The 13,191-nt window shown below is 53.1% G+C and carries 14 protein-coding genes; all 14 read right to left on the minus strand.

The genetic code is table 11. The features are described from left to right. Positions 1-439 precede the first annotated feature (439 nt). The 14 genes from PUR_RS18320 to murA all read right to left on the minus strand — a co-directional run bounded on the left by PUR_RS18320 (position 440) and on the right by murA (position 12,913). Positions 440-925, minus strand: a complete 486-nt coding sequence (locus tag PUR_RS18320; protein ID WP_179036485.1) for a DivIVA domain-containing protein — start codon at positions 923-925, stop codon at positions 440-442. Between the two features lie 236 nt (positions 926-1,161). Then, positions 1,162-1,944, minus strand: a complete 783-nt coding sequence (locus tag PUR_RS18325; RefSeq protein WP_179036486.1) for a YlmH family RNA-binding protein — start codon at positions 1,942-1,944, stop codon at positions 1,162-1,164. A 3-nt stretch (positions 1,945-1,947) separates the two neighbouring features. Further along, complete coding sequence (locus PUR_RS18330) at positions 1,948-2,217, minus strand: YggT family protein (protein ID WP_179036487.1); 270 nt, start codon at positions 2,215-2,217, stop codon at positions 1,948-1,950. A gap of 7 nt (positions 2,218-2,224) precedes the next feature. Next, entirely contained in the window at positions 2,225-2,674 is a 450-nt protein-coding gene (locus PUR_RS18335) for a cell division protein SepF (RefSeq protein ID WP_179036488.1), read from the minus strand. Continuing rightward, a complete protein-coding gene (locus PUR_RS18340) occupies positions 2,674-3,372 on the minus strand; it encodes a YggS family pyridoxal phosphate-dependent enzyme (protein WP_179036489.1) in 699 nt (232 codons plus the stop codon). Before PUR_RS18340 ends, PUR_RS18335 begins: the two co-directional genes overlap by 1 nt. Before the next feature lie 95 nt (positions 3,373-3,467). Further along, on the minus strand, positions 3,468-4,319 hold the full coding sequence (gene pgeF, locus PUR_RS18345) for a peptidoglycan editing factor PgeF (RefSeq protein ID WP_179036490.1): 852 nt from the start codon (positions 4,317-4,319) through the stop codon (positions 3,468-3,470). 135 nt (positions 4,320-4,454) lie between these two features. Next, a complete protein-coding gene (locus PUR_RS18350) occupies positions 4,455-4,799 on the minus strand; it encodes a YlmC/YmxH family sporulation protein (RefSeq protein WP_232101558.1) in 345 nt (114 codons plus the stop codon). 249 nt (positions 4,800-5,048) lie between these two features. Beyond that, on the minus strand, positions 5,049-5,831 hold the full coding sequence (sigG, locus tag PUR_RS18355; RefSeq protein ID WP_179036491.1) for an RNA polymerase sporulation sigma factor SigG: 783 nt from the start codon (positions 5,829-5,831) through the stop codon (positions 5,049-5,051). A 101-nt stretch (positions 5,832-5,932) separates the two neighbouring features. Beyond that, complete coding sequence (sigE, locus tag PUR_RS18360; RefSeq protein ID WP_179036492.1) at positions 5,933-6,652, minus strand: RNA polymerase sporulation sigma factor SigE; 720 nt, start codon at positions 6,650-6,652, stop codon at positions 5,933-5,935. A gap of 92 nt (positions 6,653-6,744) precedes the next feature. Continuing rightward, entirely contained in the window at positions 6,745-7,692 is a 948-nt protein-coding gene (gene spoIIGA, locus PUR_RS18365; RefSeq protein ID WP_179036493.1) for a sigma-E processing peptidase SpoIIGA, read from the minus strand. A gap of 411 nt (positions 7,693-8,103) precedes the next feature. Continuing rightward, entirely contained in the window at positions 8,104-9,216 is a 1,113-nt protein-coding gene (gene ftsZ, locus PUR_RS18370; RefSeq protein WP_179036494.1) for a cell division protein FtsZ, read from the minus strand. Positions 9,217-9,276: 60 nt separating this feature from the next. Continuing rightward, complete coding sequence (gene ftsA, locus PUR_RS18375) at positions 9,277-10,539, minus strand: cell division protein FtsA (protein WP_179036495.1); 1,263 nt, start codon at positions 10,537-10,539, stop codon at positions 9,277-9,279. 271 nt (positions 10,540-10,810) lie between these two features. Then, on the minus strand, positions 10,811-11,566 hold the full coding sequence (locus PUR_RS18380) for a cell division protein FtsQ/DivIB (RefSeq protein WP_179036496.1): 756 nt from the start codon (positions 11,564-11,566) through the stop codon (positions 10,811-10,813). 63 nt (positions 11,567-11,629) lie between these two features. Next, entirely contained in the window at positions 11,630-12,913 is a 1,284-nt protein-coding gene (gene murA, locus PUR_RS18385) for a UDP-N-acetylglucosamine 1-carboxyvinyltransferase (protein ID WP_179036497.1), read from the minus strand. Positions 12,914-13,191: the final 278 nt, after the last annotated feature.

The raw sequence follows: 13,191 nt of genomic DNA on the forward strand, positions 1-13,191 counted from the left end.
GGCGGGTTTAAGGTTAAATTTGCGGTAGGCCCGCTTGCCGCAAGCGGCCGCTCTACGTTGGCGCCCTCCAAAAACAAATAAACGCCCCGCCCCCAAAGGGGCGAGGCGACGCTCGCGATACCACCCTAATTCCACGCAAACCCCAACCGTATAAACGGCCGAAGATCATACGCGATCTCAGCTCCCGCGCAAAGACGCGGGTCCGGTGTAACGTCCGGGAGACGGCTCGCCCTACGCACGACACAAAGTTCGTTTCAGGTTCGCTTCTTGGGGAGGATATTCCGGCATGGTTTGAACATCGGCTTTCAGCAGTCGCCGACTCTCTGGGGATCGTTGCCATGACGTACTGGTCCCGTCATCGAATACTTATGGAAAGTTGCAGATATGTTCTATTTATAGCCTCTTTATCAATAAAAGTCAACAGGCCAAGGCAATAGCCTTAAAATACTTCTTCGCGGACCTCGCGGCTCTCCAGCGCGTCCCAATCGTCCTGGGACAACAGCTCGAGCTGAGCTTCAACCAGCGTCCGGAAACGTGTACGGTAAATGGAGGCCTGCTTGCGGAGCTCTTCGGTTTCGATGGCGACTTTGCGGGATTTGGAAAGCGCCTCGTTGATAATGCGGTCGGCGTTCTTCTCCGCTTCCTTGATGATGAGCTGCGATTCTTTCTTGGCGTTGTTCTTCACTTCGTCGGCAGCTTCCTGGGCAACAATGATGGTCTTCGACAAAGTCTCTTCGATGTTTGTAAAATGGTCCAGACGCTCCTGCAGGGCCAGAAGCTGATTGTGCAGCTCCTTGTTCTCTCGGATGACGCTCTCGTAATCCTTGATGACCTGATCCAGAAATTCATTGACCTCGTCTTCATCATAACCTCGGAGCCTCCGGGAAAACTCCTTGTTATGTATATCGAGCGGCGTTAATGGCATGCTGTGCACCTCCTAGAAATTTCGGGCCTCTTCCGCCCAGCCGTCACTTCATCTTTTCGGACGAAGAAGGAAATCTGAACAATAAGCTAGCTTTAGGACAGGCAAGCGGCCCATTTTTTCCGTGACTGTCTGAGATTTCGCCTCTTCTAAAACTATCGGCGCCCAGCTCCACAAATGTTAGCTGCCCTATAGAGTTAATCAATTTCGACAAGCGGACTGAAATTCCTGCAAGAAATTTATACAAATTTGCCGACCCGAATCCGGTATCGGGCTTTTTTTGTCAGTCCGCCGACCTCCAGCACTTTAAAACGCCCAAAGCCCTGAACGGAGACGACATCGCCTTCGTTCAGATGGCAGGAAGGGTCTTCCTCCACCTTCCAGTTAACCCGGACGCGTCCGGCCTTGATGGGAACGAGAATTTTTGCCCGGCTAAGCCGGCACACATCCGCCGCGATGCCGTCCAGCCTCAGGGAAGACACAGTAAGCTCCATCGTATCCAGCTTGACCTCGGCACGCCGCAGCTCCGATACCGGCAGTATCTCCACGCTGACGGGAGCACGGCCGACGCTGCTCATGTGGAGGGCCAAATAATCGGCGATATCCGACGTCACGACGGCATGGCAGCCGTCCTCCAGAACGTGGATATCGCCGATTTTGCTTCGCTTAATCCCCAGACCGAGCAGGGAACCCATATAATCCCCGTGCTCCAGCTCCGGAAGTTTCTGCTCCGCCGGTGTTATATTCAGCACCTTCAGTGACATATCTTCATCTTCCAAATCACGATAATCGGGAGCAATCAGCGCTCTCCGCCGCTCCGCCTCTTCATGCCCGCCCCCCCATTTGAGTTTCACATCCGGTTGACGGTTCACCAAAGATTGCAGAATATACCCCTGCCGCGGATCGAGGAAATCCGTCAGCTTCAGTTCATGATAACGGGCCGCATTCTCCACCCATTCATAGGCCCGGTCCACAAACGGCCGCTCATCTGGCTGAAAATGACCGTAAATTTCGTTCTTCATATTTTATCCTACCAGATAAAACAGTACGGACCGCAATCCGTTCGCTGCAAGCTCAAGCACGAGCAGCGCTACGATCGGCGAAAAATCGATCGTTCCGAACAGGGGAGGAATAATCTTGCGGAACGGCGTCAAATAAGGCTCCACCAGCTTTCCAAGCAACTCTCCGATGAAGTTGTCACGGACATTAGGCAGCCAGGACATCAGAACGTAGAAAATGATCATGTAGAAGTAAATATTGAAAAGGATATTAATTATCGAATCGATTTGGGACAAAGCCCGTTCACCTCATTCTGTTATAGTCTTGATCGTCGGCGAGAATTTCCGAAATGGTGCCTTGAATTTCAACGGTATCGGGCGTGCAGAGAAAGATATTCCCGCCAATTTTGGAGATGCCTCCTCCCAAGGCGTACACCGTCCCGCTCAAAAAATCGATAATCCGCATCGCCTGGTCGTTGCGGACCCGCTGCAGATTGACGACGACGGTGCGGTGCGAGCGGAGATGGTCGGCGATTTCCTGAGCTTCGTCGTACGACCGGGGTTCGTACAGCACGACCTTGACATTCTTTTGAGAATGGATGCTGACGACATTTCCGACCCGCTGGTTTTTGCGCGTTTCTACAGGACCCGGAGCATAATCTTCCTCATCATGCTGACCCAGCGGTTCTTGTTCAACGATCTCCTCTTGTTCCTGTAATCCCAAAAAGCTCATAAAGCGGTTCATGACACCCATTATGATTCCTCCTCATGGCCTACCAGTACCGTCCCCAGGCGAACCCAGGTGGCTCCTTCTTCAATCGCCACTTCAAAATCATTCGACATGCCCATCGACAGTTCTGTCATCGGCTCCGCCGTCAGCCCCATGCCATTAAGCTTGTCCCGCAGTTCGCGAAGGCCGCGAAACACCGGACGGGTAAGCTCCGGATCTTCCTCATGCGGCGCCATTGTCATCAGTCCGATGATCTTGAGCCGGTCAAATTTCGAAATCTCCTGCAAAAAACCCGGAACGGCATCCGGATTCAGACCGAACTTTGTTTCTTCCCCGGAGATATTCACCTGAAGCAATACATTGACGTCCAGCCCGGCCGCTTCCGCCTTCCGCTGAAGTTCCCGGGCCAGCGACAGACGGTCCAGTGAATGGATATATTGAAATTTGCCGATGATATCCTTCACCTTATTGGTCTGTAAATGCCCGATAAAATGCCATATTCCTTGACTCCCAAGCGCTTCCCACTTGCTCTCCGCATTCTGCCAGCGGTTCTCGCCGATATCTCTAAGACCGGAAGCCAGCACGGCAGCTGTCGTCTCCGGCGACACATATTTGGTCACCGCGATAATCTTGACGTCCCGGGTGTCCCTTCCGCCTTTGACGCACGCGCGTTCAATGCGCCGGCTGACTTCGGCTATTCGTTCCTGCAATGTCGAAGACAACTGTCAACTCTCCTTTTTTACTCAAGACAGACTTAATAAGTTTCCGAAAGTTCCCCGCATTGTTCCTGAGTAAACCTCGAAGTCTAGGCCCCACCTTATGGGGATGTTATTCCGATCCAGCTCGCCATTCTTCCCGTAACCCCATTTTCCTTGCGGTAAGAGAAGAACAAATCATGACTGCAGCTTGTACACCAAGTTGTACATTCGATATGAGTCGGCAATATTCCTGCTTTTATCATAATGCGTCGGTTCAATTCTTTCAAGTTGAGCATCATTTTGCTAATATGCGCTGTCGAAGGGCTGTACAGGCTCTCCGCTGATTCCTGTTCCCTGACCAGACTGTCCTCCAGGCTGCGGACACGGTCCATCACGAAATCGTCCACCTCGTAACAGCAGGCGCCGATGCTTGGCCCGATGGCTCCCCGGATATTTTCCTTGCGGCTTCCGTAAACGTCTTCCATCCGCCTTACCATAGCCAAAGCGATTTCGGCCACTGTTCCTTTCCAGCCTGCATGGGCCAGACCAACGGCTCCCGCCACCGGATCATGGAAGAAGAGCGGCACGCAATCCGCGTAAAAAGAAACGAGCAGCACGCCGGGCACATCGGTCAGAAGTCCGTCCGTATCTACAAAAGCCGAAGAGCGGTCAAGACTGCCCCGCCCCTTGTCATCAGCCGTTACAACAGCGATTTCCGCGCCGTGCACCTGCTCCCCGCATGTCCAGTCTTCGAGCGCAAAGCCGAGGCTTTCGGCGACCATTTTGCGGTTCTTGATGACATCCTCCGGAATATCGCCTACATGAAAAGCGCAGTTCAGGCTTTCGTAAGGCGCGCGTCCGGCGCCCCCGGTCCGCCCGGTAAATCCGGCAGTTATTTTCGAATACGGGCCAGTCCACGGCTTTAGGCTGAATAATGCCGGACTGCCGCTTTTTTGAACAAACGGTTCCATTCTCTCACCCCTCCTTTAAGTGTACCACATGACAGACCTATGAAGTGGAGCACTGGCCTTTGATGCGGTTTCCCAAGGTGTCCGGCTTGGACTTGCTTGCACATTTCCTTCTTCGCAAAAAAGACAGCGCAGCGTTCAGTACGTGCGCCGTTCATTCCTTTCTTCCCGCTGAAGCACCAGGATTTCACGCTCTTCCGCCTCCAGCGAAGGACGGGGCTCCTCCATTTTGACGAGTACGACATCCGAACCGATCTTCACAATATTCCGCCAAGGAATGACGAGGTCGGCTCCGCCGCCGAACAATCCCAGAAACCGCGTATATCCCGGAACGATAATGGCATCGATAACCCCGCGCCGCAAATCCAGCTCCAGGTCGCTGATCTGCCCGAGACGCCTCCCGTCTACAATATTGATGACATCCTTGGCCTGGAAATCGGAAATCTTCATTTTTTTGCCCGAAGCCAGTGTTTCCTGATTCATTTCCGCCACCTCTGTAAGTTAAACGTACACCTAAGTATATGTGCCGGAAGCTTGGTCAAATGCCTCTAATTACAGCTTTTTAAGAAGAAACGGCTGCGCCGTCCTCTGGAAGAGGAAGGCATCCGTTTCTCGTAATAATATCAGGTTAAGGATAAGCGCGAAGCTTATACTTTCTGATATTTCAAAAAAAACAACCCCACCTTGAGGCCGGGCCCTCGAGTGGGATTGGTTGTCCTATTTTCTTCTAAGTTATGACTTCACATGCTTTTGCATCTGCTGAATAGCCGATTTCTCAAGCCGGGATACCTGCGCCTGGGAAATGCCGATCTCATCGGCGACTTCCATTTGCGTCTTGCCCTCGAAAAACCGCATCGACAGGATGCGTTTTTCCCGCTGCCCCAGCCTCTGCATCGCCTCCCGCAGCGCAATTTCCTCAATCCAGGAGACGTCTTTATTTTTGTCGTCGCTGATCTGGTCCATGACGTAAATCGGATCGCCCCCGTCGTGGTAGATCGGCTCGAATAAGGAAACGGGGTCCTGAATGGCATCGAGCGCGAACACGACGTCCTCTTTCGGAACACCCAGCGCCTGGGATATTTCATAAATCGTGGGCTCCCGCGAGTTCTTGTTGGTCAGACTGTCTCTCACCTGCAGCGCCTTGTAGGCGATGTCCCTGAGCGAGCGGGAGACGCGTATTGGATTGTTGTCCCGTAAGTAGCGGCGGATTTCGCCGATAATCATCGGCACCGCATAGGTGGAAAATTTTACATTCTGCGACAGGTCGAAGTTATCAATGGCTTTCATCAGCCCGATGCAGCCCACCTGAAACAAGTCATCAACGAATTCTCCGCGGTTATTGAACCGCTGGATTACGCTCAGCACCAGTCTCAGATTGCCGTTGACCAATTTCTCTCTGGCGGATTTTTCGCCCTTCTGCTGCAGCGAAGTGAACAGCTCCCGCATCTCCACGTTCGTCAGAACGGGCAGCTTGGCGGTATCCACACCGCATATCTCGACTTTATTTCGGGTCATGATGATTAACCTCCCAAGGAGAAACATTACTGTACATTATCTCCCCGGTCGGCCATTTTATTCCTTGGTCATTCGTCCGCTTGGCCGCCCTTTAAAAAGGACTAAACCATCTTGTTGAACTCCTTGCGCAGCCGTTTGATTATTCTTTTTTCCAGGCGGGAAATATAGGATTGGGAGATGCCGAGCAGATCGGCGACGTCTTTCTGCGTCTTCTCCTCGCCTCCGCGCAGTCCGAACCGAAGCTCCATAATGAGCCGCTCCCGCTCGCTCAGCTTTTCCAGCGCCTTTTGCAGCAGCTTGCGGTCCACCTGCTCCTCTATATTGCGGTAAATGGTGTCATTCTCCGTCCCGAGCACGTCCGACAGCAGCAACTCATTGCCGTCCCAATCGATATTAAGCGGCTCATCGAAGGATACCTCGCTGCGCGTTTTGCTGTTGCGGCGCAGGTACATGAGGATTTCGTTCTCAATACAGCGCGACGCGTACGTGGCCAGCTTGATTTTTTTCTCGGGGTCGAACGTGTTGACCGCCTTGATCAGACCGATTGCGCCGATAGACACCAGGTCCTCGATATTGATGCCGGTATTTTCGAATTTGCGGGCTATGTACACGACAAGGCGCAGATTGCGCTCGATCAGCACTGCGCGTACGGCCGCATCGCCCGAGGGGAGCCGCTGGAGCAGATAATCCTCCTCCTCCCGCGTCAGCGGCGGGGGAAGCGCCTCGCTGCCTCCGATATAATAGATTTCCTGGCTTTTCAAACCCAGCAGAAACAGCACCCGGTAATACTGGAGCTGCAGCGTCAGTTTCCATTTGATCATCGTTGTTCCTCCTTCCAGAAGTAAGCACTGAAAGCTGCCGCATCCGCTTCTCCCATCCGAATGCCAGGGCCTGCATTTCCGGACAGAACGCGTCAGGCAACTCCTCCCGGATGAACGGCAGGCTCTCCCTGCGCCAAGTCGGGATGAATAATCGCCCGGTAAGCCCCATCCCCGGACAGCGTGCCGCCGTCTAGGCCAATTAATACTTTCCTGTGCTCGGTTGTCTCTTCGCCAAGCGTTACGGCAACATGATCGGGCTTCAGCGCGAGCATAAAGGACGCTCCCCTGTTCACTCCGCGGTAGGGTACGAGTCTTAGCCGGTCCTGCCATATAAAGGACTGCCCGTCCGTTTCCAAAAGCAGCTGATCCGCCCCTTCCTGCGATAAGCGCCCTTTCCAGCCCTCCGGCAAATAGTCCTCCCACAGCGAAGCTTCCATCACCATAACGGGGGTTTTGGTCAGAGGGTCGTACAGTCGGTTGCCCGTATCGAGCAATCCGGAGCAGGTGACCGTCACGCCTTCAATTTCCACTTGTACGGTGCCGATATAAGCTTCCAGTTTCTCTCTTCGCAAGCGGGAAGAATGAACGGCTTTGTAACAGCCCAGCACGGGCAGCAGTATGAACAGCACGAACCAAAATCCGATTTTTAACCGGTAAGCATAACCTCCAGCCGCCGTATACAGAATTCCGTTCCAGATATCCCCGGAGCTCTGAAGCAGGTAATGAATGCCCAGAATGCCGCCCGCCGCAGCAAAATTAATGATATAGAAGGCCCCTATGCTCCGGAAAAAAACCTGCAGACTGGAAAAACCGAAAGCGACCCAAATCATAATGACCGACAAGCCGAACTTGATCAGAAAGGTATACATAAACGAAAGCTCCGGCACAAACATCATGACGACATACGTTGCGCCAACCAGGGCGGAAAGCCAAAGCCTCCACCACTTGGTCCTGACCTTGATCATCCATCCGGTAAGCCACAGCAGCACCGCGTCGATCAGCAAGTTGGCGGCAAAGATCAAGTCGATATAAACTACCATAGATTCACCTGCCTAAGGCCGATATTGGTAGCCACTAGATGCTTGGCTTCAGGTCTTTTTGCTGCGATAGGAATAGTATAGAAAGTCTGAAGTCCAAAGTCTGTCTAAACCTGGTAGGCGTTAGCGGGCTATTTTTGTCGAGTTTTCTTGTATCTCACCTATCCAGTAAGCCTATGCTCGGATGCCGGTTTTCAGTACATGCATTTCTTCTGCCACACAAGAAGAAACGCCTGAAGGCGTCTTTATAAGACGCAAGTACGTTTCTCGTAGAAATATAAGTCAAAATGTTAAGCCCCCGGCTTATACATTCTTATATTTCAAAAAAACGGAAGCCCCTCCTTATCTGGATGGCTTCCGTTGGATCTTGCAACTATGCAATTGGATTATAGCAGAAACTTAAAACTGGCAGGATCAGTCGTGATTGCCCCGTGAGCGGTTGCGCAGGAAGGTCGGAATGTCCAGCTGGTCGGAGCTCGTTTGGTTGCCGAACGGGCGAAGGTTGTTCCCCTTGTCCGGCGCGGGCTCGGTCTGATTCGAAGCCGGACGGCGTCCAGGCGCTGCAGGAGCTCCCTTATGCTCGAAGCCGGTAGCGATTACCGTTACCTTGATCTCATCCTTCATGCTCTCTTCGATAATCGCACCAAAGATCATGTTGACTTCGGGGTCAGAGGCAGATGTGACGATCTCGGCCGCTTCATTGACTTCATACAGTGACAGATTGGAACCGCCGGTGATATTCATAATGACGCCTCGCGCGCCCTCGATGGAAGTCTCAAGCAGCGGACTCATAATCGCCTTGCGAGCCGCTTCGGAAGCCCGGTTCTCACCGGTCGCGATTCCGATACCCATTAGCGCGGAGCCACGTTCCGTCATGATCGTCTTCACGTCGGCGAAGTCAAGGTTGATCAGGCCGGGAACGGCGATCAGGTCGGAAATGCCCTGTACCGCCTGTCTCAGCACGTTATCCGCTTCGCGGAACGCCTCCAACATCGGAGTCTTCTTATCAACGATTTCGAGGAGACGGTCATTGGGAATGACGATAAGCGTATCGACTTTTTCCTTCAGCGCCTCGATGCCAAGCTCGGCTTGCGTAGAACGCTTGCGGCCTTCAAAGGTAAAAGGGCGGGTAACTACGCCAACCGTGAGCGCTCCGCATTCTTTGGCGATTTCAGCAATCACCGGCGCAGCGCCTGTGCCGGTACCGCCGCCCATGCCTGCGGTAACGAACACCATGTCGGCTCCCTTCAAAGTATTCGAAATCAGATCACGGGATTCTTCGGCCGCCTTCTTTCCAACCTCCGGATTGGCGCCTGCACCCAAGCCGCGGGTCAGCTTGTCCCCGATTTGCAATTTATGTTCCGATTTGGCCATATGCAGCGCCTGGGCGTCCGTATTAACCGTGATGAACTCTACGCCCTGCACGCCATTTTCGATCATCCGGTTGACAGCATTGCTGCCGCCGCCGCCAACGCCGATGACCTTAATTTGCGCCAGGCTCTCCATTTCAAAATCAAATTCCAACATATTGTTCCCTCTCCCCCTCAATGTGCTTGGATGGCCGGTCCAAGTGTATCTGGACGTTCACTATATGAAATCGCTGAAAATATTTTTGAGTCGCTCCACGAATCCTTGCTTCGGGACGGCCTCCTGGCTTGGCGCGGCATTCGGCTTGCTGCGGCTGACCGTTTTCTTGTTCGCGCTCGCGCTGCTGCCGCGTCCCCTAAAGCTGCGGACGATGTGGTACAAAATGCCGACGCCGCTTGTAAATCCGGGGTCTCTCACCCCGATGTAGTCGGGAACCGCAATCCGGACGGACGCGGATAATTCCGCTTGCGCCGCCTTCAATACGCCCGGCATCGATACAGTGCCACCCGTTAGTATATAACCTCCCGGAAGGTCGCTGTAACCAAGACGTTTCACTTCTTGAAGAATCAGGTGGAAAATCTCTTGGACCCGAGGCTCGATAATCGCTGCCAAATCCTCCTGATTGAACTCCTTCTCCACATTGCTGCCGATTCTCAGCACCTTGAACACAACTTCGGAGGCTGCGTCGTCGATCCAGGCGCATCCATATTTAAGTTTGACTTTCTCCGCCTGATCGGTCAACGTGCGCAGTCCGTAGGCGATATCATTCGTAACAAATTCTCCGCCGATCGGTATCGTTGAGGTTGCAATAAGGGAACCTTCTTCATATACGGCTATCGTCGTTGCGCCAGCACCGATATCCACCAGTACCGCTCCCATTGATTTTTCGTCTTTGGAAAGCGCTAACCCGCCGGCTCCAAGAGACATCAGCACAAGATCCTTGATCTTCAGTCCCGATTTCTCCACACAGCGCAGCAGGTTATGTATTGGCGTCTTGGCTCCGGTAACGATGGTGGCTTCCACTTCCAAGCGAACACCGATCATTCCGCGTGGGTCCTGAATGCCTTCAAGACCATCGACGATATATTGCTTAGCGACGACATCGATCACCTCACGTTCAGGAGGCAGAGCGATGACTTCCGCAGCCTTGAGAACGCGCAGGATATCCTCCTCGCCGATTTCGCGATCTTCATTCTGGACGGCAACTACGCCATGGCTGGATTGCAGGCCGATATGATTGCCGGAAATGCCGACATACACTTCGGATATTTGAATGCCCACCATCTGCTCGGCGTGCTCAACGGCGCTTTTGATGGATTGGACCGTCTGGTCGATGTCTACAATCGCGCCCTTGCGTATGCCCTCCGAGTCGGCAGATCCGACACCGATAATATTCAAGGTTCCATTGGTAACTTCCCCGATAATTGCCCGAACTTTGGATGTACCGATGTCCAAACTAACAATGATGTCATTGTTGCTCAAGTCCTATGGCACCTCCTGATTGATCGTAATGGTTTCCAGCCGCTTTCCAGAGACGGGAAACGTCTTTCTACATATTCCACATGCCTATTCCTTTCCCTCTTTTTTCTACAAATTTTTTGACCGGAAAGAAAGAACTTTTCTTGGAAATGAAAGCAATAAATGGATGTAAAAGAGTTTGCTCAAATTTCAAAAAATCCGGAGAAAAAAGAGGGATGAAATTTTATTGCCCATAAAACCGATTGTAGCATTTTTTACTCTCTGTGAGTAGTGGCTATTTATCTTCGGTGCCCTCTTGAGCACTGTCGCTCTGGAAAGGAACATAGGAATCCGCCTCAAGCATGGTGATCATTCCCGGCTCTTTCGTTTCAATGACCTGGTTCAAATACTCCACTTTGTCTTTAAGCAGCGAAACGGCCGTAGTCACTTCAAAGTGCGAACGGGTATAAAGCTTGATCCGGTCCGGAAAAGAGAGCGTCGGCGACGGCACGATTTCGGAGATGTCGCTGGTCAGTTCATTCGGTATCCCTGCCAGCGCCCCGCACAGCTTCGCCTTATAAGGGTCTGAAGCCTTCCAGCCCGTCAGGATCGGCTTCTCCACGGCGATTCCGCTCTCATCAATGGATACCGAAGCGCCGCTGGAAAGGATGGCCTTCAAGCTGCCGCTTGGATCAAGTTCATAGGCAACTGCCGGAAATTCCGTAATCTGAACGGAAACGACGCCGGGGAAACGCTTGTCCACCGTCACCTTTTGTACCGTCTTCAGTTCAAGCAGCGACTGCTCCACTCCACTTTTCGATACGGCAAAAAACTGTCCCCCTTTTTTGAGACCGCTTTGCCGAAGGAGCTCTTCCGAGGTGGAGTATTTGCTGCCGCGGAAGTCAATTTCCGTAATGCGGCTGGCCGGCGAACGAAAAAAAATGACGCCAAGCAGCGCGATAAACAGCAGCATCAGGATCGCCGTTACTTTTCGGCTTCTTTTTTTCTTGGGCTTGTCCTCTTGGAGAACAGGCAGTCGGGTATTTGGCATTCTATAGTCTCCGTAGTAAGGCCCTGCCTCCCCCCGTCTTTCAATTGGAGGAGACAGGGGAGTTTAATTGGCAAGATCGATGGGGCCCGGAACAGGCGTCTTGCGGCTGATGCGGGCGCCCAGCTTCTGAAACAGCAGTTCAATGCCGTCGTATCCTCTGTCAATATGATGAGCCTGCTCGACAATGGTGGTGCCTTGGGCGGCCAGCCCCGCAATGACAAGCGCCGCGCCGGCCCGCAAATCGGTCGCTTCCACCGTTGCACCGTAGAGCCGTTTGACGCCGCGGATGAACGCACGGTTCAAATGGGTAGAAATATCAGCGCCCATCCGGGCCATTTCTTCCACATGCTTGAATCTGCCTTCAAATACTGTCTCCTTGATGACGCTAAATCCGTCGGCCAAAGCGAGCAATACCATGATCTGGGATTGAAGATCCGTCGGAAAAGACGGATAAGGCGAAGTCACAATGCGTTCTACGGACCGGGGGCGCCCCATACAACTAATATTAATTATATCATTGCAAACTGTGATTTGAACACCGGCGCGCTTCAGGACGTGAATCAGCGAATTCAGATGACCCACATTGGTATGCGTAAGCGTGACGTCTCCCCGGGTCGCCGCTGCGGCGATCATGACGGTGCCCGCGACAATCCGGTCGGGAATAACTTCATAGCTACAGGACTGCAGCTTCTGTACGCCCTGAATCGTAATCGTATCGGTGCCCGCTCCGAAAATGGAGGCGCCCATCCGGTTCAAGAAGTTCTGAAGATCCTGTATCTCCGGCTCCCGGGCCGCTCCGGAAATTGTCGTGGTGCCCTCCGCGGTCGCTGCAGCCATCATAATATTTTCCGTCGCGCCTACGCTCGGATAATCCAGATGAATGTCACAGCCCCTCAGCCGCTCCGCACTGCAGTAAATTTTCCCGTTCCCTTCTTCGATCTCCGCCCCAAGAGCCTGCAGTCCCCGCAGATGCAGATCGATCTTGCGTTCGCCGATTGCACAGCCTCCCGGCTGATAGATCGTTACCTCCCCGAATCTGGCCAGCAGCGGCCCCATAAGGAAGATGGAAGATCTCATTTGCTTCATCAAGTCTTCCGGAACATGGGATGAACAGGCGGGCGCAGTATCCACCGTTACCGTATCCCCGTCATGTCCGGCACTGCAGCCGAGCCGCTCCATAATCGCAAGCATCGTTTCGATGTCCAGCAGCTTCGGCACATTATGCAGCGAGTGAACGCCTTCGGCCAGCAGGCTAGCCGCCAGAATGGGCAGCGCCGCGTTTTTTGCTCCATGGATGCGTATGGTGCCTGACAGGGGAATTCCACCTTCAATCACCAATTTGTCCAATGTATCACCTCCGAGATTACCGCTCACCCCCCGCTTGATGCCGCCGGCGCTTTGTAATAAAAGCACGCTTAAGCCGGCAAGGGCAGCCGCTTCCGTCTACGTCAGGCAGGCGAAAAATCTCTCATCGGACGCAAGTTGCACGCCCTCCGCCCTTCCGGTAAGCAGCCCTAGGTGATAGTCACGATTTATACGATATCGTATGTAGTTTCCCTCGGGTGTGTGACAGGATGGAGCACAGGAACGCGGGATGCTGCCGCCCACCTGCTCCGTGCCTGACG

This window comes from Paenibacillus sp. URB8-2 (assembly GCF_013393385.1).
In the GTDB taxonomy this organism is placed as follows: Bacteria; Bacillota; Bacilli; order Paenibacillales; family Paenibacillaceae; genus Paenibacillus_AQ.